This window comes from Microbispora hainanensis (genome assembly GCF_006874475.1).
GTDB classification, from domain to species: domain Bacteria; phylum Actinomycetota; class Actinomycetes; order Streptosporangiales; family Streptosporangiaceae; genus Microbispora; species Microbispora hainanensis.
The window spans coordinates 152,187-175,785 of sequence record NZ_VIRM01000006.1 but is presented as its reverse complement, the minus strand read 5'-3'; the positions used below and the strand labels follow the sequence as shown (position 1 = coordinate 175,785).

The 23,599-nt window shown below is 72.3% G+C and carries 23 protein-coding genes; 8 read left to right on the top strand and 15 right to left on the bottom strand.

Annotation, left to right across the window (positions count from 1 at the left end; all coding sequences use genetic code 11):
• Position 1: 1 nt before the first annotated feature.
• Together FLX08_RS07650 and FLX08_RS07645 are read right to left on the bottom strand one after the other, a co-directional pair.
• Positions 2-1,222 (bottom strand): acyl-CoA dehydrogenase family protein, encoded by a 1,221-nt coding sequence (locus FLX08_RS07650; RefSeq protein WP_142617501.1) that lies wholly within the window; start codon positions 1,220-1,222, stop codon positions 2-4.
• Positions 1,222-2,172: a phosphotransferase family protein gene (locus FLX08_RS07645; protein WP_142617500.1), complete on the bottom strand. Its 951-nt coding sequence runs from the start codon at positions 2,170-2,172 to the stop codon at positions 1,222-1,224. Before FLX08_RS07645 ends, FLX08_RS07650 begins: the two co-directional genes overlap by 1 nt.
• Before the next feature lie 119 nt (positions 2,173-2,291).
• On the opposite strand from FLX08_RS07645, the gene FLX08_RS07640 reads away from it, so the two are divergent.
• Together FLX08_RS07640 and FLX08_RS07635 are read left to right on the top strand one after the other, a co-directional pair.
• Positions 2,292-2,873, top strand: a complete 582-nt coding sequence (locus FLX08_RS07640; protein WP_142617499.1) for a GNAT family N-acetyltransferase — start codon at positions 2,292-2,294, stop codon at positions 2,871-2,873.
• Positions 2,874-2,954: 81 nt separating this feature from the next.
• Positions 2,955-3,563, top strand: a complete 609-nt coding sequence (locus FLX08_RS07635; RefSeq protein ID WP_142617498.1) for a dihydrofolate reductase family protein — start codon at positions 2,955-2,957, stop codon at positions 3,561-3,563.
• Positions 3,564-3,587: 24 nt separating this feature from the next.
• On the opposite strand, the gene FLX08_RS07630 is transcribed toward FLX08_RS07635, so the two are convergent.
• Positions 3,588-4,172, bottom strand: a complete 585-nt coding sequence (locus FLX08_RS07630; protein WP_142617497.1) for a TetR/AcrR family transcriptional regulator — start codon at positions 4,170-4,172, stop codon at positions 3,588-3,590.
• Between the two features lie 69 nt (positions 4,173-4,241).
• Between FLX08_RS07630 and FLX08_RS07625 the strand changes: the two genes are divergently transcribed.
• On the top strand, positions 4,242-5,486 hold the full coding sequence (locus FLX08_RS07625) for an FAD-dependent monooxygenase (protein ID WP_142617496.1): 1,245 nt from the start codon (positions 4,242-4,244) through the stop codon (positions 5,484-5,486).
• A gap of 119 nt (positions 5,487-5,605) precedes the next feature.
• On the opposite strand, the gene FLX08_RS07620 is transcribed toward FLX08_RS07625, so the two are convergent.
• Positions 5,606-6,493 carry a DMT family transporter gene (locus FLX08_RS07620; protein WP_142617495.1) on the bottom strand — a complete coding sequence of 296 codons (888 nt, stop codon included), beginning with the start codon at positions 6,491-6,493 and terminating at the stop codon, positions 5,606-5,608.
• Between the two features lie 199 nt (positions 6,494-6,692).
• Positions 6,693-7,049 (bottom strand): VOC family protein, encoded by a 357-nt coding sequence (locus FLX08_RS07615; RefSeq protein WP_142617494.1) that lies wholly within the window; start codon positions 7,047-7,049, stop codon positions 6,693-6,695.
• Positions 7,050-7,177: 128 nt separating this feature from the next.
• Between FLX08_RS07615 and secA2 the strand changes: the two genes are divergently transcribed.
• On the top strand, positions 7,178-9,445 hold the full coding sequence (gene secA2 / locus FLX08_RS07610; RefSeq protein ID WP_244312476.1) for an accessory Sec system translocase SecA2: 2,268 nt from the start codon (positions 7,178-7,180) through the stop codon (positions 9,443-9,445).
• Between the two features lie 35 nt (positions 9,446-9,480).
• On the opposite strand, the gene FLX08_RS41965 is transcribed toward secA2, so the two are convergent.
• The 8 genes from FLX08_RS41965 to FLX08_RS07570 form a co-directional block, all read right to left on the bottom strand.
• Entirely contained in the window at positions 9,481-10,614 is a 1,134-nt protein-coding gene (locus FLX08_RS41965; protein WP_244312475.1) for a hypothetical protein, read from the bottom strand.
• 204 nt (positions 10,615-10,818) lie between these two features.
• Positions 10,819-12,357: a cellulase family glycosylhydrolase gene (locus FLX08_RS07600; protein WP_142617492.1), complete on the bottom strand. Its 1,539-nt coding sequence runs from the start codon at positions 12,355-12,357 to the stop codon at positions 10,819-10,821.
• Between the two features lie 190 nt (positions 12,358-12,547).
• On the bottom strand, positions 12,548-13,171 hold the full coding sequence (locus tag FLX08_RS07595) for a YHS domain-containing protein (protein WP_142617491.1): 624 nt from the start codon (positions 13,169-13,171) through the stop codon (positions 12,548-12,550).
• A gap of 149 nt (positions 13,172-13,320) precedes the next feature.
• Positions 13,321-14,646 (bottom strand): lanthionine synthetase LanC family protein, encoded by a 1,326-nt coding sequence (locus tag FLX08_RS07590; RefSeq protein ID WP_142617490.1) that lies wholly within the window; start codon positions 14,644-14,646, stop codon positions 13,321-13,323.
• A gap of 81 nt (positions 14,647-14,727) precedes the next feature.
• On the bottom strand, positions 14,728-16,449 hold the full coding sequence (locus FLX08_RS07585) for a SulP family inorganic anion transporter (RefSeq protein WP_142617489.1): 1,722 nt from the start codon (positions 16,447-16,449) through the stop codon (positions 14,728-14,730).
• A complete protein-coding gene (locus FLX08_RS07580) occupies positions 16,446-16,781 on the bottom strand; it encodes an ArsR/SmtB family transcription factor (RefSeq protein WP_142617547.1) in 336 nt (111 codons plus the stop codon). The genes FLX08_RS07585 and FLX08_RS07580 overlap by 4 nt, the downstream gene beginning before the upstream one ends.
• A 5-nt stretch (positions 16,782-16,786) precedes the next feature.
• Complete coding sequence (locus FLX08_RS07575) at positions 16,787-16,966, bottom strand: hypothetical protein (protein WP_142617488.1); 180 nt, start codon at positions 16,964-16,966, stop codon at positions 16,787-16,789.
• Between the two features lie 164 nt (positions 16,967-17,130).
• Positions 17,131-17,538 carry a VOC family protein gene (locus tag FLX08_RS07570; protein ID WP_142617487.1) on the bottom strand — a complete coding sequence of 136 codons (408 nt, stop codon included), beginning with the start codon at positions 17,536-17,538 and terminating at the stop codon, positions 17,131-17,133.
• A gap of 173 nt (positions 17,539-17,711) precedes the next feature.
• Between FLX08_RS07570 and FLX08_RS07565 the strand changes: the two genes are divergently transcribed.
• Positions 17,712-18,140, top strand: a complete 429-nt coding sequence (locus tag FLX08_RS07565) for a pyridoxamine 5'-phosphate oxidase family protein (RefSeq protein ID WP_142617486.1) — start codon at positions 17,712-17,714, stop codon at positions 18,138-18,140.
• Positions 18,140-19,144, top strand: a complete 1,005-nt coding sequence (locus FLX08_RS07560) for a zinc-binding alcohol dehydrogenase family protein (protein ID WP_142617546.1) — start codon at positions 18,140-18,142, stop codon at positions 19,142-19,144. Before FLX08_RS07565 ends, FLX08_RS07560 begins: the two co-directional genes overlap by 1 nt.
• A 16-nt stretch (positions 19,145-19,160) precedes the next feature.
• On the opposite strand, the gene FLX08_RS07555 is transcribed toward FLX08_RS07560, so the two are convergent.
• The gene (locus FLX08_RS07555) at positions 19,161-19,640 is read right to left on the bottom strand and encodes a CBS domain-containing protein (protein ID WP_142617485.1); all 480 of its coding nucleotides are present in this window, start codon (positions 19,638-19,640) and stop codon (positions 19,161-19,163) included.
• Positions 19,637-20,335 carry a CBS domain-containing protein gene (locus tag FLX08_RS07550; protein WP_142617484.1) on the bottom strand — a complete coding sequence of 233 codons (699 nt, stop codon included), beginning with the start codon at positions 20,333-20,335 and terminating at the stop codon, positions 19,637-19,639. The genes FLX08_RS07555 and FLX08_RS07550 overlap by 4 nt, the downstream gene beginning before the upstream one ends.
• A gap of 145 nt (positions 20,336-20,480) precedes the next feature.
• Here FLX08_RS07550 and FLX08_RS07545 point away from each other — a divergent pair, with 145 nt between their 5' ends.
• Together FLX08_RS07545 and FLX08_RS07540 are read left to right on the top strand one after the other, a co-directional pair.
• Positions 20,481-22,139, top strand: a complete 1,659-nt coding sequence (locus tag FLX08_RS07545) for an NAD(P)/FAD-dependent oxidoreductase (RefSeq protein WP_142617483.1) — start codon at positions 20,481-20,483, stop codon at positions 22,137-22,139.
• Positions 22,136-23,584 carry an ATP-binding protein gene (locus FLX08_RS07540; RefSeq protein WP_142617482.1) on the top strand — a complete coding sequence of 483 codons (1,449 nt, stop codon included), beginning with the start codon at positions 22,136-22,138 and terminating at the stop codon, positions 23,582-23,584. Before FLX08_RS07545 ends, FLX08_RS07540 begins: the two co-directional genes overlap by 4 nt.
• The last annotated feature ends 15 nt before the right edge of the window (positions 23,585-23,599 follow it).

Genomic DNA, 23,599 nt, shown 5'->3' with positions numbered 1-23,599 from the left:
ATCACCCCATGTATTTCTTGAGCTCGCGATAGGCCAGCGACCGCTTGTGGACCTCGTCGGGGCCGTCGGCGAACCGCAGCGACCGCGCGCCCGCCCACAGCGCCGCCAGCGGGAAGTCCTGGCTGATCCCGCCGGCGCCGTGCGCCTGGATGGCCTTGTCGAGGATCCACTCCACCGTCGCCGGGCCGGCGATCTTGATGGCCTGGATCTCCGTGTGCGCGCCCTTGTTGCCGACCGTGTCCATCAGCCAGGCCGTCTTCAGCACCAGCAGGCGCAGTTGCTCGATGCGCACCCGCGACTCGGCGATCCAGTCCTGGATCACGCCCTGCCGGGCCAGCTGCTTGCCGAACGCCTCGCGCTCAAGCACCCGGCGGCACATCAGCTCCACCGCCCGCTCGGCCATGCCGATGAGCCGCATGCAGTGGTGGATGCGGCCCGGCCCGAGCCGCGCCTGGGCGATGGCGAACCCGCCGCCCTCCTCGCCGATGAGGTTGTCCACCGGCACCCGTACGTCCTCGAACACCACCTCGGCGTGGCCGCCGTGGTCGGCGTCGTCGTAGCCGAAGACCGTCATGCCGCGCCGTACGGTGAGACCGGGAGTGTCCCGCGGGACGAGCACCATGCTCTGCTGGCGGTGCTTGGGCGCCTCGGGGTCGGTCTTGCCCATCACGATGAAGACCTTGCAGTTGGGGTTCATCGCGCCGGTGATGAACCACTTGCGCCCGTTGACGACGTACTCCCCGCCGTCCCTCCTGATGGAGGTCGCGATGTTCGTCGCGTCGGAGGAGGCGACGTCGGGCTCCGTCATCGCGAAGGCCGACCTGATCTCCCCGGCCAGCAGCGGCTCCAGGTATTCCTTGCGCTGCCACTCGCTGCCGAACTCCGCCAGCAGCTCCATGTTGCCGGTGTCGGGCGCGGCGCAGTTGGTCGCGGGCGGCGCGATGCCGGGCGACCTGCCCATGATCTCCGCGAGCGGGGCGTACTGGAGGTTGGTCAGTCCGGCGCCATGCTCGCCCCGGGCATCGGATGGCGGGAGGAAGAGGTTCCACAGGCCGCGCGAGCGGGCCTCGGCCTTGAGGTCCTCCAGCATCGGCGGCGGGCTCCAGCCGCTTCCGGCCGCCTGTTCGTGGAAGGCGTGCTCGGACGGGTAGACGCACTCGTCCATGAAATCGAGCAGCCGGTCGCGGTAGCGGTTCGTGGTCGCGTCGAACGCGAAGTCCATCAGACCTCCATCAGCCCGCGGGCGACGATCGGGGCGACCTGGTCGCCGACCTCGGCGAAGCCCTCCCCCACCGTGAGCCCCTTCGTGTATCGGAAATGGATGCCCTCGGCGATCACCGCGAGCTTGAAGCAGGCGAGGCCGACGTACCAGCCGAGCCGGGACAGGTCGCGGCCGGCCGCCTCCTCATAGTGGAGGCTCAGCTCGGCGCCGGGCGGCGCCTCCCCGGCCGCGCCGCGGTCGAGCGAGGCGAACTCGCCATAGAGGAGGAACAACGCCAGGTCGGTGAGCGGGTCGCCGAGCGTGGACATCTCCCAGTCGAGCACGGCCCGCACCTCGTCGTCGGCGATGAGCGTGTTGCCCAGCTTGAAGTCGCCGTGCACGATCGCCGGCGCGCCGGAGGCGGGCACGTCGCGGGCGAGCCGCTCGTAGAGGTCGTCGATGCCGGGCACCTCGCGGCTGCGCGAGGCGTCGAGCTGCCGCTTCCACCGGGCGACCTGCCGCTCCAGGAAGCCGTCCGGCCTGCCGAAGTCGCCGAGGCCGACGCTCTCTGGGGTGATCGAGTGCAGCGCGGCCAGCACGTCCACCAGCCCGTGGGCGAGGCCGGGGGTGAGCTGGGGCTGCCCGCCCTCCACGTATTCCATGACGTAGAAGGGCGCGCCGACGACCTCGGAGTCGCGGCAGAGGTGGTAGGTGCGGGGCACCGGGACGCCGGTGTCCCGGAGCGCGCTCATGACCCGATATTCACGGCCCATGTCGTGCGCGGTCGCCAGGACGTGCCCGAGCGGCGGCCGCCGCACGACGTACGTGCTCGTGCCGTCCCTGACGACGTACGTCAGGTTGGACTTGCCGCCCACGATCAGCTCCGCCGTGAGCGGTCCTTCGGTCAGGCCCTCGCGATGGAGGTGCTCGGCGAGGCGGGTGAGGTCGAGGCCGGGCGGGTCTGGAGTCACCCCGCCAGCGTACCGACCAGACGGTATGTGTGTCGACACGGTCACGGCGAAGTGGTCCTCGCCGTTGCGCCCGAAGTGGCCATCCGCTCGCCGCCCGGACCGGCGATAACGTCGGCCGTATGACCGCGAAGTTGCCCGCGCCGGCCGTGCTCGACGGCCGCGTCGTACGCCTTGAGCCGCTCGCCCCCGGCCACGTGCCCGACCTGTTCCTCGCGGCAAGCGACGAGGAGATCTGGCGGCACCGGCCGGAACCCACGCCGCGGACCGAGGACGACACGCGCCGCCTGGTGGACAAGCTGATCGCCGACCCGCGCACCACCCAGTTCGCGGTGGTCTTCAAGGAGACCGGCCGGGCGATCGGCTCGACCGGCTACTGGGACGTCGGCGGCTTCGACGAGAGCGTGGAGATCGGCTCCACCTGGTATGGCAGGGCCTACTGGCGCACCGCCGTCAACACCGAGTGCAAGGTCCTGCTGCTCGACCACGCCTTCGCCCTGGGGTTCGTCCGCGTGGTGCTGAAGACCGACATCCGCAACCTGCGGTCGCAGGCGGCCATCGAGCGCATCGGCGGCGTCCGCGAGGGCGTGCTCCGGCGGCAGTATCGCCGCGCGGACGGCACCTGGCGCGACAGCCCCCTCTATTCGATCCTCGACGACGAGTGGCCGGCCCACCGCGCCCGCCTGCTGGCCGCCCGGCGATAACGCCCCCGGCCCGTGTCGATCCGGCGTCCTGTCGTTCGTGTAGGGGGTGAGACCGACGGACGACGGTGAAGGAGACACGGCATGGGCAAGGTCGTCGCGATCGAGCACCTGACGCTTGACGGCGTGATGCAGGCGCCAGGGAACCCCGACGAGGACCCGCGCGAGGGCTTCCGCCACGGCGGCTGGGCGAGCCGGCACCAGGACCCCGCCATGCAGGAGGTCATGGGCCGCCACATGTCGAGCGCGTGGTCGCTGCTGGCCGGCCGGACGACCTACGAGCAGTTCGCGGGCTACTGGCCCGAGCAGCCGCCGAACCCGTTCAGCGAGGCCCTCGGCCGCGCCCGGAAATACGTGGCGTCCACCACCCTGGCCGAACCCCTCTCCTGGGAGAACTCCGTGCTCCTCGGAGGTGACGCCGCCGACGCGGTGAGCCGCCTGAAGGAGGAGCTGCCGGAGAACCTGGTGGTGTTCGGCAGCGGAGTCCTGGTCCGGTCGCTGCTGTCGCGCGACCTCGTCGACACGCTGGTCCTTCTGGTCCACCCGCTCGTGCTCGGCTCCGGCCGCCGGCTGTTCCCTGACTCTGGCTCGGACCTGGGCTCGGGCTCGGGCCTGCGGGACTTCCGGCTGGTCGAGTGGGCGGCGACCGGGACGGGAGTGATCATCACCGTCTATCGCCCCGCCGGACGGTGAGCGGACGCTTCTACGAGCCGGGGCTCACCTGCCCGAGACGACGCCGAGCAGCTCCCGGAAGGCGGCGCCGAGCTCGTCGAGGGTCGGCACCTCCCCCGCCCCCACGATCGCGTCGAACAGCAGCCCTTCGATGTAGGCGACCATCTGCCGGCCGTGCCGCACGGGATCGGGCGAGCCGGCGGCGGCCAGCGCCGCGACGACCTGCTCCCGGATCCGGCGCCCCACCTCGTCGTATGTCTTTCGCAGCTCGGGGCGCCGGGTCGCCTCCAGCGCCAGCTCGTATCGCGCGATCGTGGTCTCGCGGTGCACGGTGATCGCCGCGTACATCGTCCGCGCCAGCAGATCCGCCAGCCGGGCCGCCTCGCCCGCACCCGCGGGCATGTCGCCGGCGGGCGCCATCGCCGCGGCGAACACGGCCTCCTCGCGCTCGGTGAGCCGGGCCAGCGTGAGCTCCAGCAGCGCCGCCCGTGTGCGGGCGTGGTTGGAGGTGGAGCCCGGCGGCAGCCCCGCGGCCTCGTCCACCGCCCGATGGGTGAGGCCGCGCATCCCCCGCTCGGCCAGGATCGCGATGGCCGCGTCCGCGACGACGACCGCACGCTGACTCCTCACCCCCTCATCGTAGGGGGCGGACTACAGGTGTAGTACGGTCACTACATCTGTAGTGTCGAGGAGGCGGGCATGGCGCACGCGGTGGTGATCGGGGCGGGCATCGGCGGGCTGACGGCGGCCCTCGCGCTGGCGCACAAGGGCTGGGAGGTGACGATCCTTGAACGGGCCCCCTCGATCGAACCGGTGGGCGCCGGGCTGGCGGTCGCGCCCAACGCGCTGCGGGCGCTCGACGTGATCGGGGCCGGCGACGAGGTGCGGAAGCTCTCCGCCATCCAGGGCCAGAGCGGCCTCCGGCTGCCGGACGGCCGATGGCTCGCGCGGACCACCGCCGAGGACGCCGCCGCGCGATATGGCGACCCCATGGTGCTGCTCACCCGCTCGGCACTGGTCGGCATCCTCGCCGGACGCCTGCCGCACGGCGCCCTGCGGGTGAACACCCCGGTCGAGTCCGTCGATCCCTCGACCGGCCGCGTCGTCGTGTCGGGGACGGCGGAGACCTTCGACGCCGACCTCGTCGTGGCGGCCGACGGGATCCGTTCCGCGATCCGCTCGGCGCTGTTCCCCGGGCATCCCGCGCCGGTCTACGCGGGCGTGACGAGCTGGCGGGCGGTCGTGCCGCTGCCCGGCGTGACGGGAGCGTCCGGGACTGTGCTCACCTCCGAAACTGTGCCCGCCTCCGAAACTGTGCTGGCCTCCGAGACTGTGCCCGCCTCCGAAACTGTGCTGGCCTCCGAAACCTGGGGACGCGGGCTGGTCTTCGGGGTCATGCCGCTCGCGGGCGGCCAGGTGTACTGCTACGCCACCGCGACGGTCCCGCCGGGCCTGCGCGCGGCGGACGAGAGGGACGAACTGCTCCGGCTGTTCGGCCGCTGGCACGACCCGATCCCGGCACTGCTGGAGGCCGCCGACCCCGCGGCCGTGCTCCGTCACGACATCCACAGCCTCGACGTCCCGCTGCCCGCCTTCCACGTGGGACGGGTCGCGCTGCTGGGCGACGCGGCCCACCCCATGACGCCCAACCTCGGGCAGGGGGCCTGCCAGGCCATGGAGGACGCCGTCGTGCTCGCCGGCCGGGTCTCCCCCGGCGGCGACAACCCGGCCGCGGGGCCGGCCGCAGGGTTGGCGGCCTACAGCCGGGAACGGCTGGCGCGGACGACGCCGATCGTGCGACGGTCGCGGGCGATCTGCCGGCTCACCCGGTGGCGCAACCCGGTGGCCGTGACCCTGCGGAACGGCGCGATGCGGGCGGCGGGCCGGTTGGGGCCCAACGTCGCGCTGCGTCAGGGCGACGAGATCTTCACCTGGGCGCCCTGAGATCGCCGAGTCCACCAGCCGGAGAGACAGGCCGGCAGCCGGAGAGGCCGGCGGCCTCCCGAGGTCAGGCCTGAGAGGTCAGGCCTGAGAGGCCAGGCCTGAGAGTCGGGCCTGAGAGGTCAGGCCGCCTCGGACGCGACCACCGGGTCGCCGATCCTCTCCGGCTCGGCCGGTGCGGCGGCGGGCTTGGAATGGTCGGGAGTGAGACGGCCGAGCGTGATCGTCCCGGCGATCAGCAGCCCGGCCGCCAGCAGCGCGGGAATCGCCTTGCTCATTTCGGTGGGCAGCGACTCGCCCAGCAGCACCGCTCCGGCGGTCACCGAGGTGATGGGGTCGACGACCTGGACCCCGGCGTAGGCGATGCCGAAGTAGCCGACGGCGTACGACTTCTGAAGCAGCACCACGGCGCAGACCAGCAGCACCGGGATGGCCAGGGTGAACCAGTGGAGCAGGCGGCCGAGATCTCCTTCGAGCCCTCCGCCGACGACCCGGACGAAGGTGGACACGGTGGCGGTGACCGCTCCGGCGCCGACCGCCATCAGCAGCGCCTTCGCCGGCCCCTTGAGCCGGCGGGCCACGGTGAACGCGACGGCGACCACCAGGGCGACGCAGCCGATCAGCTCCAGGGCGTGCACGTCGGACAGGACCGGCGTCACGTTGTGCGCCGGGACCAGCAGCATCAATCCGAGCAGGCCGACCGCCACCGCGATCGACCCGGCGATCTCGGCCCGGCGCGGGCGTCTGCCGTGCAGCGTCGCGGCGAGCGGCACCGCGAACACGAGGGTCGCCACGCTCACGGGCTGGACGACGACCAGCGGAGCGACGCTGAGCGCCACCGCGTGCAGGGACGCCCCGGCGAAACCGATGACCCCGCCGATCCACCAGCGGGGCCTTCTGACGAGGGCGAGGGTCGCCCCCTCGCTCACCGCTTCGAACTGCTGCAGCGCCGCGCCCAGGGCGTATCCCAGCGCGCCGACGAGGGCGATCACCACTCCCACCCAGGTCATGCGCGCCCGCCGGTGTGTCGAGAAATCACCACGCAAGCTTAGTGGGACGCGACACGCGCCTCGGGATCCCGCGACACAAGTAGGGCTTTACCGGCACCCGACCGAGGCTCCGTCGACCACCACGCCCCCGCCGACGTGGCGGGGGCCGGGTGATGTCGCCGCTCCACTGTGCTCGTCTCAGGACCTCTCGGGGCTCGCCTCAGGACCTCTCGGGACACACGCAGAAAAGGTGGCCCTCCGGGTCGGCGAGCACCACCCAGTCGCCCGGCTGGAACTCCGGCTTGGTGGCTCCGAGGGCGATGTACTCCTCCACCGCCTTGGCCACGTCGGGCACCCGGAAATCGAGGTGGAACTGCTTGTCCGCGCCGGGCCAGGAGGGGGCCTTCCGATCGGGCACGCGCTGGAAGTAGATGCTCGTCGCGCCGTCGCCGATCCCGGCGTACTCCTCCTCGGCGTACTGCACGGCGAATCCGGTGACCTGGGAGTAGAACTCGGCGAGCTTCTTCGGCTCGGCACAGTCGAGGGTCACGGCGATGAGCTTCGCTGTCGTTGTCATGGCACTCATCCTGTCGCGTATACCTGTCAGGGAGTGTCAGGTAGCCGGCCCGCGGAAATCCGCGCCGATAGTGGGACCATGAACCGGGCATGTGGAACCAGTCCGGCAAGCGAGTCGTTGGAGCGGATGTGGCACGGGTAGGCGAATGGATCAGGCGGTTTCTGGACAAACCAGGAAGCGTCGATCTGGCCCCCTTCCAGCGGATCGTGGCCGAGGCGGGCGAGCTGGAAAGCGAGGTCGCCCGGCGCGCCGACCTTCGCCCCCCCACCGCCGATCCCGGCTGGGTCGGCTCCGCCGACTTCTGCGCGGTGATGCGCGAGGCCGCCCGCCGGGCGCTCGGCCAGCGGCCGTACGACGTGCAGCTCGTGGGCATGCTCGCCATGCTGGACGGCCACGTGGTGCAGATGGCCACCGGCGAGGGCAAGACGCTCGTCGGCGCGCTGACGGCGGCCGGGTTCGCGCTGCGCGGCGTCCGGGTCCACGCGGTCTCGGTCAACGACTACCTCGCCCGCCGCGACGCCGAGTGGATGGGCCCGCTCTACGAGACGCTCGGCCTCACGGCCGGGTGGATCGCCGAGACCTCGGCTCCCGAGGAGCGCAGGGCGGCCTACGCCTGCGACGTCACGTACGGCGCCGTCAGCGAGCTGGGGTTCGACGTGCTGCGCGACCGCCTGCGCACCGACCCGGCCGAGCTGGTCGTGCCCGCCCCCGAGGTCGCGCTGGTCGACGAGGCCGACTCGGTGCTGGTTGACGAGGCCCGCGTGCCGCTCGTGCTGGCCGGGGCGGCCGACCCCGGAACGGCGCTGCCCGAGATGGCCGCGCTCGTACGGCGGCTGTCGCGCGGCTACCACTACACGATCGACGAGGAGGGGCGCAGCGTCTTCCTCACCCCCAAGGGCACCGACACGGTCGAGAAGGCCCTCGGGATCGACCTCTACGAGCACCCCGGCGTGGTGACCCAGGTCAACCTCGCCCTGCACGCCCACGCGCTGCTGACCAGGGACGTCGACTACATCGTGAGGGACGGCCGGGTCCACCTGATCAACACCTCGCGCGGCCGGGTCGCCGTCCTGCAGCGCTGGCCGGACGGGCTGCAGGCGGCCGTCGAGGCCAAGGAGCACCTGCCGGCGTCGGAGACGGGCGAGATCCTCGACTCGCTCACCGTGCAGAGCCTCATCCGCCGCTACCCGCGCGTGTGCGGCATGACCGGCACCGCCATCGCGGTGGCCGAGCAGCTACGCGAGTTCTACGACCTCAGGGTCGCGGTCATCCCGCCCAACAAACCGTGCGTACGGGTGGACGAGCCCGACCGGATCTTCGCCACGCTGGAGGACAAGGAGCGGGCGCTGCTGGAGGAGATCGAGACCCGGCACGGCACCGGGCAGCCGATCCTCGTCGGCACGCTCGACGTCGCCGAGTCCGAGCGCCTGGCCGAGGCGCTGAAGGCCAAGGGGCTGAGCGCGGCCGTGCTCAACGCGAAGAACGACGCCGAGGAGGCGCAGATCATCGCGAAGGCCGGCCGGCGCGAGGCGATCACGGTCTCCACCCAGATGGCCGGGCGCGGCACCGACATCCGGCTCGGCGCGGGCGACCCGGACGAGGAGCGGGAGGTCGCCGCGCTCGGCGGGCTCTACGTCATCGGCACCGGCAAGCACGAGAGCAGCAGGCTGGACGACCAGTTGCGGGGCCGCGCCGGACGGCAGGGCGACCCCGGCGGCTCGGTCTTCTTCGTCAGCGGAGAGGACACCCTCCTCACCGCGTACGCACCGGACCAGTCGCTGCCCGCGGCCGGTCGCGACGGCCTGGTGCGGGACCCGAACGCCGCCGCGCTGGTGGCGCACGCCCAGCGCGTGGCGGAGGGCGTCAACCTGGAGATCCACCGCAACACCTGGCGCTATACGCGGCTGCAGGAGCGCCAGCGGACGGAGGTGCTGGAGCGGCGCGACCGCGTCCTGTACGGCGACACCGGGGCGCGGGCCCTGGAGCAGGCCCGTCCGGAGCGCTACCGCGAGCTGTGCGAGACGGCGGGCGAGGAGGCGGTCGAGCGGGCGGCCCGGCAGATCGTGCTGTATCACCTCGACCGCTGCTGGACCGAGCACCTCGGCTTCCTCGCCGACCTCCGCGAGGGCATCCACCTGCGGGCCCTCGGGCGGTTGAACCCGCTCGACGAGTTCAACCGCGAGGCCGTTCCGGCCTACCGGGCGATGCTCGACGAGGTCGAGCGGCGCTCCACGGAGACCTTCGACAAGGCCGACGTCACCCGGGACCTCGCGGAGCAGGGCCTCAAGCGGCCCACGGCCACCTGGACCTATCTGGTGCAGGACAACCCGTTCGGCTCGGAGTGGGACCGCGTGCTCAAGCGCGTGGCCGGAGCGCTCAAGCGCCGCAAGCGGTAAAGCCGCGCGGTCCCGGCCCGCGGCGGACGCCGTCCCTACCGCCTGCGGTGGCGGCCCGGTTGGTGCGCGGCGGCGTGGGCGGGACGGCTCAGCACGGCCTTGGCGCCCACGGCGACGAGCGCGCACACCACGATCGCGACCGAGAAGGCCGGAACCGCCTCATCCGCCTGTCCGTCCACGGCCGACGCCGGGGTGAACGCCGGGGATGCCAGCACCCCGCCGGACCTCGCCCCCTTCACGGTCTCCGTGGCGGTCTTCGCGGCGACCTTCTGGGTGGTTGCCGGAGTGGTCCCGGCGTTCGCCGCCGCCGTGCCGGAGAGCGGGAACATCCGGGCCGCGGCGGCCTGCGTGCCCGGCGAGTCGGGCGCGGCAGGCGGGGTCGGCGGCGCGGACGGGGCGGGCACAGCGGACACGGCCGACGCGGCGGGTGCCACCGAGGGCGAGGCCCCGGGGGCCGAGCTCTCCTTGACCCCGGGCGCGGGCGCGGGAGCGGCGTCCTGCGACGCGGCGGGTGGGGCGGAGGGAGCGGGAGCCGCGGTGGGGCAGGGCGGCGGGGGCTTCGGGTGGTCCTTGACCCCGTACGCGCCGGACGAGAACGGCCTGGGCTCGCCGGTCTTGCCGAGGCCCTTGCCCCACTCGGTGATCACGTAGTGCACGGGGATGTGGCCGAGCCCGCCCGCGTCGTCGACGGTGAGCGAGTCGCTGTCCCAGGTGCCGCCGGTCAGGTCGGCGAACGTCTTGCCGTCGAGGTCGAGCATGACCCCGTTGCTCGAGGGAATGCCGGGGCCGCGGTCGCCGATGAAGAACTCGGCCTTCTTCCCCTGGTAGATCACGTAGCCCTTGGTGCCCATCGGCCAGCTCGGGCTGGCGGCCAGGCCCTTCTGCATCGGCTCGCCCGACGCCGGGGCGCCGGTGTCGCCGTTGACGCCCGACCCGTCGTCCCAGAAGTACGACGCGGTCGTCTTGCCGGCGTGCAGGACGGTCTTGCCTTCGGCGGTCGGGCAGCCGACCGGGGGAATGGCGGGCGCGGCGCCCGCGTCGGCGGCTGTGTGCGGGGAGCCCGCCTCAGGGGCGGGGCGGGCGGGGGCGGCCTGCCGATGCTGGGGCACGGCGGCCGCGTGGTGCGTCTCGCCCTTCGCCAGGCTTGCCTGGTCCCGCAGGGCGTTCATGGGGTCCGCGTAGCTGGAAATGGGGGATCTCCTGACTGGTCACGGCTGGGTAACCGGACACTAAGCCAAGAACACCCCAAATCCCGACATCTCGGGCGAAAATTTTACTTTCTGGACTAACCGCCCATGTGGTGGCAAAGTCAGGTGTGACGCGCCCCCCTTCCCGGGGGGCTGGAGGGAAGGAGGGCACGCCACGTATCGGAATCAGGACGACAGCAGCCGAGCCCGCAGCCCCGCTCCGAAGCCTGTCGGAGTGCCGTTGTAGTCGCTGATCAGGGACGGGCCCGTGGAGCAGTCCCAGGCGTTCCAGGTCCAGCCCAGGTAGGACGCGCCCTTCGCGTCGAACCAGTTCATGACCTGGTCGATGAACCCGTGCGAGCAGGTGTTCTCACCGATCTCCCCGGCCACCAGCGGGACCTGGGCGGCCACCGGCGCGAGCTGGCCGTCCCAGCACGAGGTGCTGACGCAGGAGTTGAAGTTGTACACGTGCCACGCCGCGGCGAGGTTGTCGCGCGAGTCCGTGGGCTTGTACTGCAGCCACTGGGACAGGTCGTTGGAGTAGGCCAGGCCGCCCAGCATGATGATGTTGGTCGCGCCGGTGGCCCGCACCGCGTTCACCAGCGACTGGAAGCCCGCGACCTGATAGGGGATGCCGGAGCAGGTGCCGCCGTCGCGCCAGCAGGCCCACCCGGAGGCGGCGCTGCCGGTCGCGCGCTCCGGATAGGGCTCGTTGAAAAGGTCGAACACGACCTCGTCACGGCCCTTGAACGCGTTCGCCACCCCCGTCCAGAACTGCGGGGCGTACTGCGCGTCCGGCATCGGCTTCTGACACGACGCGTGGACGTCGGAGCAGCCCGAGGAGTTGCCGGTGTACTGCCCGTAGTTCCAGTGCATCTCGACGATCGGGGTGATGCCCTTGGCGACCAGCCGATCGACGTATGCCTTGACCTCGTTCTGGTAGGCGGCGCCGCCGTACGAGGACTGGATGTTGCTCAGGCCGAGCCAGCACTCCTCGTTCAGCGGGACCCGGACCGCCCGGACGTTCCACGCCTTCATCGCGTCGATCGCCGCGTTGTCGACCGGGCCGTCCCAGATGCCGCGGCCCTGCACGCACATGAACTCGCCGCCCGACCGGTTGACGCCCAGCAGCCGGTACGGGCTGCCGGTGGCCACGTTCACGATCTTGTTGCCCGACACCTTCAGCTTCGGTGCCGCCCCCGTGGGCGGGCTGGGCGACGTCGAGGGCGACGGCGACGGCGACGGGCTCGGCGAGCGCGAGGGTGAGGGCGAGGGCGAAGGTGAGGGCGAAGGTGAGGGCGACGCGGACGGCGACGGCGTGCTGCCGTCGCAGGCGACGCCGTTCACCTTGAAGCCGGTCGGCGCCGGGTTGCTCCCGGACCAGGATCCATTGAAGCCGATGCTCGCCGAACCGCCGGTGGACAGGGACTTGTTCCAGTCCATCGCCGTCGCGATCACGGTGCTGCCCGACTGGCTCCAGGTGGCCGACCACCCCTGGGTGACCTTCTGGCCGCTGTCGGGGAACGTGAACGTGAGCGTCCAGTCGCTCAGGGCGTCGCCCAGGTTCTGGATGCTCAGGTTGGCGGACATGCCGCCCTGCCACTGACTGGCCGTGTAGGTGACCTTGCACGCCACGGCGGCGTGGGCCGCCGGCGTGTTGCCCAAGGTGAGTCCGCCCGCGGCCAGCAGCCCCAGTGCGGTGAGGATCGCGCCTCTCCGTCGCATGCTCCGTCCTTCCATAGAAGAGCGGCCGTAGGAGACCGCCATAGAAGACCGGAGCGAAGCGTTGTCAGCTTGACCGGTTAAGTCAACAGCGTGGCGTGCGTCAGCCTCGCTGAGCTGGGCGTACCCGTCGCGAACAGGTGAAATTTTCAGCCCGGGTCCGGCCCGGCGCCTCGTCGGGAGCGGGCCGTCGTCAGGACGCCCCCGCGGCGCTCGACTCCCTGACGAAGTGCCCCCGGCAATGGGGGCAGCAGAAGCCGTAGGTCTGCCCGTCGCGCTTCAGGAGCACCGCCTCGGCCAGCGGCACCGTGGCGCCGCAGACGGGGTCGACGACCATGCCGTCCGGCGTTTCCTCGACAGGGCCGGTCTTGGAGTCCTCGATGAGGGCGAGGAAGTCCGAGGAGCGCCACACCCGCCCGCGCAGGCCGTAGCCGCCCTCCGGAAGGCTGATCACGTTCACCACGGCGTTCGGCTCGGGACGGCCCTCCGCCTCCGCGAGTTCCGCGGTGATGCGGGAGACGAGGTGCTCGCTCATCTCCTTCCCCCACAGCCCGACGATGACGTTCACCACATAACAGGGGGCCCGCGAGCCGTCGAGCGGGGTGTCGAGCAGGGTCCCGCCCGCGATCCAGACCTCCTCCTCGCGGACCACCACATGGGAGAGCGAGTCGAGCAGATCCATGACACCGGGGTCGGCCGCCGCCGTCGTGCCGTCCCCGGCCGACAGCAGACGCCGCGCGGTGAGCCGCCCGGCGAGCACCCGGCGCTCCCACTCGTCGAACATGCCCTTGGGCACCAGCAACTCGACAAACAGCATCGTCGCTCCGTCCTTCCCGAGAAGTGTCTCTCGGTGGAGATCGTGCCGCGACGAGTCCTCGCCGTCGTCGCCCCGGGGAGGACTCTTCCGGCTACCGCGCCGGGCGCAGTGTGGGGGCCGCTTACGTCGTACGGAGTAGTCCGCCGCCTCTATGCCTGGTCGCCGCGCAGGACGGCGGCCGGGATCGGGATGGCGGGGAAGGGGTTGTCCGGCAGGAGGATCAGCCGGCGCGGCGCGGCGGCGCGCTCCGTGGCGTCCAGGTGCAGCAGGGCCGTGCCGATGCCCGCGGCTCCCACCATGTATCCGGTGTCGGCCGTGACCTCTCCGGGCCGCAGCCGCCGATATGCCTGATACCAGCGGAAGCCCGCCTCGTCGCCCGCGGTCGCGCGCCCGATCAGATCGATCGCGAGCGTGCGCGCGAAGCCGAGGTACGGCTCGTGCCCCGTGGCGGCGTACAGGCCGACGAAACACTCGATCAGCCCGGCGGTGCCGCAGCACAGGCAGGCCACGTCCCAGTGCCCCGGGGGCCGGGCCCCGGGCACGCCGCTCTGCATGATCCCGTGCGCGAGCCGCTCCACCCAGTCGAGATCGCCCGGGTCTCCGGTGACCCGGTGCAGCTCGTAGAACATGCGGGCCACCCCGGCGGAGCCGGAGCAGAAGCCGAGGTAGTGGAGCCGCCGCCCCTGCGGGATGTGGTGCGGCACGAGCGCGCATCTGTCGGTGACCACGCTGACCGCGCGGACGAAGCCGGCGCCCCTGCGGGCGCCCGCGAGGAACCGCTCGTCGCGGGTCACGCCGTAGAGGCGGGCGAGCAGGAACGCCGTGCCCGCCGTGCCGGACAGGAACCCGGGCGTGACGGCGTCCACGGGCAGGTCGGGGACGGCGTCGCCGCCGAACCGGTGTCCCGGGACGGCGAGCGCCGCGATGCGTTCCCCCGCCTCGATCGCCACCTCCTCATAGGCCGGGACGCCGAGGATGCCGGCCGCGTGCAGCAGCGCGAGCACGATCCCGCCGTCGCCGCGCTGCGCGGGGTCACCGGTCCAGCCGATGCCGTCGCCGAGCGGGCGGGCGTCGCGGACGAGGCGGTCGGCGGCGGCGCGGGCCGCCCCGAAGACCTCCTCGTCGCCCGTCGCCCACCCCGTCTCCGCCATCGCGAAGACCAGACCGGCGAGCCCGTGATAGAAGGTCGGGTCGCGCTGCTCGGGCCAGGTGACGGCGAGCCTTCGCGCGCCCGCGAGCGCGTCCTCCAGGTAGGCCTCGTGACCGGTGGCGGCGGCGAGTTCGAGGAAGAACAGCACGACGCCGGCCGCGCCGGCGTAGAGAGACGAGGCGTCACCGGCTCCGGCCGACCGCCCCCGGGGATCGGGATTGGCCCGCCATCGCCGTCCGAGGTCGTCGTCCACCGCCGCCGACCGCACCCAGCGCGCGGCCGTGACGGCAGCGGTGACCGGTGTCTCGCGGGGCCAGACGCTCATCACCCCAGTCTCCCACAAAGCTGGTAGGAAATTAAGGCTTACATACTTCCATTCGGAAGCCTACGGGCAGTCGCGCGCCGATCACACCGTCCGCGCGGGAACGTCCGGGTGACGGGCCTCGGGGACCGGGGCCGGCGACGGCGCCGGCTGGAGTCCGAGCAGCGTCCTGGCGTGGGCGATAGCGGCCGGAGTGTCCGGGAAGACGAGCCCGTCGCGGCGGAGATGGCCGGCCACCCCCAGCCCGTCGAGCACCTCGTCGTGGCCCGGCCGGATGCCCGACAGCAGCACGGTGATGCCCCTCCCCTCCAGCCGGGTGATCGCGTCGCCGAGGACGCCCGCGCCGGTGGCGTCGATCGTGGACACGCGCGACATCCGCAGGATGACCACCCGCACGTCGGCGACCTCCGACAGCTCCAGCAGGAAGCGGTGGGCCGCGCCGAAGAACAGCGGGCCGTCGAACCGGTAGGCCACGATGTGCTCGGCGAGCAGGCGCCGTTCCTCGTCGCTGTGGTCGCCGGTCTCCAGCGGGACCTGCTCGATCTGCGCGCTGCGCGCGACGGCCCGCAGGGCGAGCACGATGGCGACGCCGACGCCGACCGCGACCGCGGTGACGAGGTCGAAGGCGACGGTGACGGCGAAGGTGAGGATCATCACCGCGGCGTCACCCCGGGTGGAGCGGGCGATGGCGCGCAGCGAGCCGACCTCGACCATGCGGACCGTCGTGGCCAGCAGCACGCCGGCCAGCGCGGCCAGCGGGATCCGCCCGACGAGGCCGCTCGCGCCGAACACGATGACCGCCAGCACGACGGCGTGCGTGAGGGAGGCCAGGCGGGAGCGCGCGCCCGAGCGGACGTTGACCGCCGTACGGGCGATCGCGGCGGTGGCGGGGATGCCGCCGAAGAGCGGGGAGACGACGTTCGCCAGGCCCTGCCCGAACAGCTCGCGGTCGGGGTCGTGGCGCTCCCCCACGCTCATGCCGTCCGCGACGGAGGCGCACAGCAGGCTCTCCAGCGCCCCGAGGGCGGCCACCGCGAGGGCCGCGGGGAGCAGCGAGGTGACGGCGCCCGGATCGAGGAAGCTCACCGACGGCGCGGGCAGCCCGGCCGGCAGGGTTCCGATGCGGGCGACGTCCAGCCCGGTGAGCTCGGCCACGACCGTGGCGGCCACGACCGTGAGGAACGAGAACGGCACCGCGGGCCGCCACCGCGCGCCCAGCAGCATGACCGCGGCGACCACGAGCGCCATCACGATCGGCACCGGGTGCGGGGTGCGGACGTAGTTCGCCACCGCGTCCCCGGCCGCCTGCCACACGCGTTCGCCCTCGCCGGTCACGCCGAGCGCGGCGGGCACCTGCTGGAGCGCGATGACGACGGCGATGCCCGCCGTGAAGCCCTCGATGACGGGGGTCGGCATGTAGCGGGCGTACCTGCCGACCCGGGCCAGCGCCAGGACGACGAGCACGATCCCGGCGAGCAGGCCGACCGCGAGCACCCCGCCGGGGCCGTGGCTGTGCACGATCGGCACGAGGACGACGGTCATGGCCCCCGTGGGGCCCGACACCTGGAGGTTGCTGCCGCCGAAGACGGCGGCGATCGCGCCCGCGACGACGGCGGTCGCCAGGCCGGCCTGCGCGCCCAGCCCGGAGCCGACCCCGAAGGCCAGCGCGAGCGGCAGGGCCACCACCGCGACCGTGAGGCCGGCGATCAGGTCCCGGCCGGGACTGCGGCGGGCCGGTCGCCAGTCGGCGGGCGAGGGCAGCAGGCCCGCGACCCGGTCGTACAACCGCTTGGCCGTGCTGGTCACTCGGCCGCCTCCGCCTGGAGCTCGGCCAGCAGCTCACCCTGGCCGGTGATCATGTCGGTGAGGATCCGCCGGGCCGCCGCGAGCAGGTCCACGATGTCGGGGGTGGCGAGGGAGTAGACCACCGAGCCGCCCTCCCTGACCGCGCTGACCAGGCCGGTGCGGCGCAGCACGGCGAGCTGCTGGGAGAGGTTCGACGCCTCCACCTCGATCTCGCCGAGTAATTCACGGACGGGACGGGGGCCGTCTCGCAGCAGTTCGAGCACGCGGATGCGCACCGGATGTCCCAGGGTGCGGAAGAAGTCGGCCTTGGCTTGATAGAGCGGGACGGGCATCGGGCTCACTCGGCCTCTCCCGCCGCCTCCGGGTTGATCCCGTGATCGGCGGCCAGACGGTTCAGGTTGTCCAGACGGCCCGAGGCGACCTGGACACCGTGCTCGTCGCCGCTCTCCTGTGCTCGCCGCAGGTCCTCGCGCGCCTCGGCGAGCCGGGCGCGCAACTCCGCCGTGAACTCGTGCATGTGGTCCTCTCCTCCGTCGGCGGAGTTCAGCATATGAGCAATATGAAGAATTCTTCAATTCAGCAGCACCTCAGCCCGGGGGGTGGGGCCCGGGCTCGATTCAGGCGGGGCTCGGCTCAGGCAGGGCTCGGCTCAAGCGGGGCTCGGCTCAAGCGGGGCTCGGCTCAGGCGGGGTGCGGTGCGAAGGAGCGGAGGTCGCGCCGCAGCGGGTGGCCCTCGGGGACCTCGACCAGCACGATGGGCATGCCGTCGGGATCCTCGATCCACATCTCCACCAGCCCCCACGGCTCCAGCCGGGGCGGCCGGGACACCCGCACCCCGGTCTCCACCAGCCGGTCGTGCTCCTTCTGGACGTCGCGCACCTGCAACCAGAGCGTCGCGCTCTCCCGATCGGCGCCGGAGGCGTGCGCGGAGACCTCCAGAAGCCCTTGCCCCAGGAAGAACACCACCCCGGGGTCCTCGGCCGGCCCGAACTCCCGGTTCACGGCCAGGCCCAGGACGTCGCGATAGAAGCGGCGGCTCGCGGCCCGGTCGGTCGATCGCACGAGTATGCGGCTGCTCAGCACTTCCATGTGACGTGCGTGCCCATCCGGGGCATGCGGTTAAAGGATGGATTGCGGCAAACGACGGCCAAGCCTTATCGGGCCCTTCGTCCCTCCGTCGTACGACGGAGGTCCGTGTCGCCGGAGAGACGGGGACGGCAGAGTGGTCGCCGACGCCCTTGAGGATCACTGTGGAGGTTCGAATGACCGAGGACACGGCTCCCGCCGGCGCGCCGCACCTGGACAAGCTCGACCGCGAGGAGTGCCTGCGGCTGATCTCGCCGGGCGGCGTGGGCAGGATCGCCTTCAACGACCCGATCGGACCCGTGATCCTGCCGGTCAACTACACGATCGAGCAGGGCGCCGTCTTGTTCCGCACCGCTCTCGGCGGCCCGATGGACACCGACCTGCGCACGGGGATCGAGGGGGCCGACTTCATGGTGGCCTTCGAGGTGGACCACATCGACGAGAGCACCCGCGAGGGATGGAGCGTGCTCGTGCGCGGCGGGGCCCACCACATCACCGGCGACGTGGACAAGGACGCCGTGGAGTCGTGGGCGGGCGGCGACCGGCCGCTCTACATCCGGATCTCGCCCAACGAGGTCACCGGCCGGCGCATCCGGCACACGTGATGGAGGCCTGGGTCGTGGCCCGGCCGGGGCCCATCGCGACGCGGCCGCTGGAGCGGACCGTGCTGCCGGACCCCGTGCCCGGGCCCGGGGAGCTGCTCATCCGCGTCGAGGCGTGCGCGGTGTGCCGCACCGACCTGCACCTCGCCGAGGGCGATCTTCCTCCGAAGCGCCCGCGTACGGTTCCCGGGCACGAGGTCGTGGGACGCGTGGCCGGGCTCGGCCCGGACGCGCCGGGGCCACCGGTCGGCGCTCGTGTGGGGGTGGCCTGGCTGCGCTCGACCTGCGGCCGGTGCCGCTACTGCCGGCGCGGCGCGGAGAACCTGTGCCCGGAGTCCACCTACACGGGCTGGGACGCCGACGGCGGATACGCGGAGCTGCTGACCGCCCCCGCGGCGTACGTCTATCCGCTGCCCGAGGACACCCCGGCCGAGACGCTCGCCCCGCTGCTGTGCGCGGGGATCATCGGCTATCGCGCGCTGGTCCGCGCCGACCTGCCCCCGGGCGGGCGGCTCGGCGTCTACGGGTTCGGCGCCTCGGCCCATCTGACCGCGCAGATCGCGATCGCCGAGGGCGCGACCGTGCACGTGATGACGAGGTCGGCGGCGGCCAGGGAGCTCGCGCTGCGGCTGGGCGCGGCCTCCGCGGCGGGCAGCACCGACCCGCCGCCCGAGCCCCTCGACGCGGCCATCCTGTTCGCCCCCGTGGGCGACCTCGTGCCGGTCGCGCTGACCGCGCTCGACCGGGGCGGCACGCTCGCGGTGGCGGGGATCCACCTCACGGACATCCCGGTGCTCAACTACCAGCGCCACCTGTTCCAGGAGCGGACGCTGCGCAGCGTGACGGCCAACACCCGCGACGACGGGCGGGAGTTCCTGCGGCTGGCGTCCCTCCACCACCCGCAGGTCACGACGACGCCCTATTCCTTCAGCGCCGCCGACCAGGCGCTGGCCGACCTGGCCGCCGACCGCGTCAAGGGGGCCGCCGTCCTGCTCATGGACAGGTAACGGTCATGGGCAGGGTTCATGGACAGGGGGCCGACGGCACCGGCTCCAGGCGGAACAGGCCGCCCTTCACGTTCGTGGAGTCGCCGGCCGGCCGCGCCGTCCTCCCGGCCAGCGCCATCAGCATGTCGGTGGTGGTGACCAGGCCCCGCAGGACCTCGTCAGGACCCAGCACGGGGACCGCGCCGCAGTCGGCGTCGACCATCAGCGCGGCGACCTCGGACAGCGGATCGTCCGGGAGGACCCGGGGACAGCGCCGCCCCTGCAGGAGCGTGCGCACCGCCGTCATGGACTGCTCGGCGGGGCCGCCCGACCAGTGCGCGGCGATGTCCTCCCGCTGGAGCACGCCGACGAGCCGGCAGCAGGCGTCCACGACCGGGAGGTGGTGGACGCCGGCCCGCCACATGAGCTCCCAGGCCATCAGCGGCGACTCCTCCGGCTCCACGGTGACGAGCGTCCGGGTCATCACCTCGGACGCGGTCATGGTCTCGACGCTCATCGGTCCTTCCCGCCGTCCGCAGAGCCGGTCCACCGGGGCGCGCCCGCGGGGACGGCCCGGTCCAGGTCGTCCTTCTCATAGGTGATGGAGGAGTCGACGTCCACCACGCCGTCCACCTGCCAGACCTCCTCGATCAGTGCGCGGATCTGGGAACGCCGTGCCACGCCGCCGACGAGGTGGACGATCCCGTCCTCGACGCGTACGGAACACTGCGGGGAGTAGCGCGACACCACCTCGACGACGTCGTCGCGGAGGTCCTCCGCGGGCCGGCAGAACGCCCTGATCAGGTCCGACTGTTTGACCAGCCCGGTGATGCGGCCGGTCTCGCCGTCCACGATGGGCAGCTCCTTGATCCTGTTGCGGCGCATCAGGCAGGCCGCCCGCCGCAGCGTGGTGTCCTCGGTGACCGTGATCGCGGGGCTGGTCATGATCTGGGCGGCGGCGCGTCCGCTCGCCTTCCTGCGCTCCCTGCAGCGGGACGCCCCCTCGATGATCAGATCGCCGGGCCGCCTGTCGAGGCCCTTGAGCAGCAGGTCGCTGTCGCTCACCATGCCGATGACCCGCCGGTCCCCGTCCACGACGGGGACCGCCCCCACATGGAAGCGGCACATCGCGGTGACCACGTCGGTGAACGAGGCCGCCGCCTCGACGGCGACGACGAACCTGTTCATGACGTCGCTCACGGTCATCGGCATGGCCGGCCTCCCTCGTCTCCCCCAGCCTTGTCTCCCCAGCCTTCGTCACGACCGGCCGCGGGGCGACCGGCGAACGTCCCCCTCCCGTGGGACCTATGTCCTCAGGGGTGCCAATCAGCGAAGACCCACCAGTACCGTGTGAGATGTGCAGAATGCCGCGATCCTCACCGTCGATGACGACCCGTCCGTCTCCCGGGCCGTGGCTCGTGACATCCGCCGCCGATACGGCGACCGCTACCGGGTGATCCGAGCCGAGTCCGGCCCCAGTGCGCTCGACGCGTTGCGCGAGATCAAGCTGCGCGGCGAGCAGGTCGCCGTCCTCCTGGCCGACTATCGGATGCCCCAGATGAACGGCATCGAGTTCCTCGAGGCGGCCATGGACGTCTACCCGCTGGCGCGCAGGGTGCTGCTGACCGCCTACGCGGACACCGACGCCGCCATCAACGCGATCAACATCGTCGATCTCGACCACTACCTGCTCAAGCCGTGGAACCCGCCGGAGGAGAAGCTCTACCCGGTGCTGGACTCACTGCTGGAGGCGTGGCTCGCCACCCCCGCCGTGACGATGCCGGAAACCAAGGTCGTGGGACATCGCTGGTCGGCGCACTCGTTCACGGTGCGGGACTTCCTCGCCCGCAACCTCGTGCCGTACCGGTGGCTGCGGGCCGACGAGGCCGAGGGCGCCCGCCTGCTGGCGGCCGCCGGGATGTGCGAGGCGGACGTGCCGGTGGTGATCACCACGGACGGCAAGGCCCTGGCAAGGCCCACGGAGGCCGACCTCGCCGCGCACGTCGGCATGGCCACCACCCCCGCCTCGGATCTCTACGACCTCGCCGTGATCGGCGCGGGACCCGCCGGCCTCGGCGCCGCCGTCTACGGCGCGTCCGAAGGGCTGCGCACCCTGCTCGTGGAGCAGCGGGCCACGGGCGGCCAGGCCGGGCAGAGCAGCCGGATCGAGAACTACCTCGGCTTTCCCGACGGGATCTCCGGCGCCCAGCTCACCGACCGCGCCCGCAGGCAGGCACTGAAGTTCAACACCGAGCTGCTCACCACCCGCGAGGTCGTCGGCCTCGAACGGACCGGCTCGGCCACCCTGCTGCGCTTCCACGACGGCACCGCCGTGACGGCGCACACGGTCGTGCTGGCGACCGGCGTGTCCTACCGGCTGCTGGACGCGCCCGGCCTGGCCGACCTGACCGGCCGGGGCGTCTTCTACGGCGCGGCCGCCACCGAGGCCCCGAGCTGCGCCGGAGAAGAGGTCTACATCGTCGGCGGGGCGAACTCGGCGGGGCAGGCGGCGGTGCACTTCTCCCGCTACGCCCGCAAAGTGCATGTCCTCATCCGGGGAGAGGACCTCACCCGGTCGATGTCGCGTTATTTGATCGATCAGATCGAGGCCATTCCCTCGATCGAGGTCCATCCGCGCACGCAGGTGGTCGCCGGCGAGGGCCGCGACCACCTGGAGCGCCTGACCCTGTGCGACGGGAGGACCGGACAGACGACCACCGTGCCGGCGTCGTGGCTGTTCGTCTTCATCGGGGCGGAACCGCGCACCGACTGGCTCGGCGACGTGGTCGCCCGCGACGGCGGCGGCTACGTGCTGACCGGCTCCGACCTGCTCGCCGACGGCCGCCGCCCGCCCGGGTGGGCACTGTCCAGGGACCCCTATCACCTGGAGTCGAGCATGCCCGGCGTCTTCGCCGCGGGCGACGTGCGGGCCGGGTCGGTCAAGCGCGTCGCCTCGGCCGTGGGCGAGGGCGCCATGGCGGTCTCGCTCGTCCACCGTTATCTGGAGGCTCCATGACCGACCATCCCCATGAGCCGACGCTGCCCCCCGACGAGCTGCGCACGCTGTTCCTGTTCGAGGCGCTGGACGACGCGCAGCTCGCCCGGCTGTCGGAGGCGGGACGGGTCGAGCGGCGGCTCGCCGGCACCCGCGTCTACACCGAGGGCGACCCCGCCACCTGCTTCTTCGTGCTGCTGAACGGCACGGTCGCGATGAGCAGGCGGGTGCAGGGCGACGACGTCGAGGTCAGCCGCACCGGCCAGCGCGGCGTGTACGGCGGCGCCACCCAGGCGTACATCGCCGGCGAGTTCTCTCAGCTCTACCTGAACTCGCTGACCGCGGTCACCGACGCCTCGTTCTTCGTGCTGCCTGCCGAGGTGATCGCCGAGTGCGTGCGCGAGTGGTTCCCGATGGCGATGCACCTGCTTGAGGGGCTGTTCCTCGGCATGCGCACCGTCCAGACGATCGTCGGCGAACGCGAGCGGCTCCTCGCGCTCGGCTCGCTGTCGGCCGGTCTGACCCACGAGCTGAACAACCCGGCGGCCGCCGCCGTACGGGCGACGTCGGCGCTGCGCGAGCGGGTGGCGGGCATGCGGCACAAGCTCGCCATGATCGCCGACGGGCGGCTGGACGGCAGCCAGCTGCACGACCTGGTGGAGCTCCAGGAGAACGCGGTCAAGCGGTCGGCCTCCGCCCCCGACCTCACGCCGCTGGCGCGCTCCGACGCCGAGGACGCGGTCGCCGACTGGCTGGACGACCACGACATCGTCGGCGGCTGGGACCTGGCGGCGACGCTGGTGGCCGGCGGCCTCGACGCGACCTGGCTCGACCAGATCGCCGGGGCGGTGGGCGAGGAGAACCTGGAGTCCGCGGTCCGATGGCTCACCTACACGGTGGACACCGAGCTGCTGATGTGCGAGATCGACGATGCGGTCAACCGGATCTCCGGCCTGGTCGCCGCCGCCAAGCAGTACTCCCAGCTCGACCGCGCCCCCCACCAGACGGTCGACGTGCACGACCTGCTCGACGCCACGCTGACCATGATGCACGGCAAGATCCCCGAGGGCGTCCGCACGGTCAAGGACTACGACCGGTCGCTGCCGCTCATCCCGGCGTACGCCGCCGAGCTGAACCAGGTGTGGACCAACCTGATCGACAACGCGCTCGGCGCGATGGACGGCACGGGCACCTTGACCCTCCGCACCCGGCGCAAGGACGGCCACCTGGTCGTCGAGGTCGGCGACACCGGCACCGGCATCGCGCCCGAGGTCCGCCCCCGCATCTTCGAGCCGTTCTTCACCACCAAGCCCGTCGGTGAGGGCACCGGCCTGGGCCTGGACATCTCCTATCGGATCGTGGTCAACAAGCACCACGGGGACATCCGGGTGGACTCACGACCCGGCGACACCCGGTTCCGGGTCTACCTTCCCCTGGGCCAGGCGGCCCCGGAGGCCGTTCGGTAGAGCCGTCCGCACGGC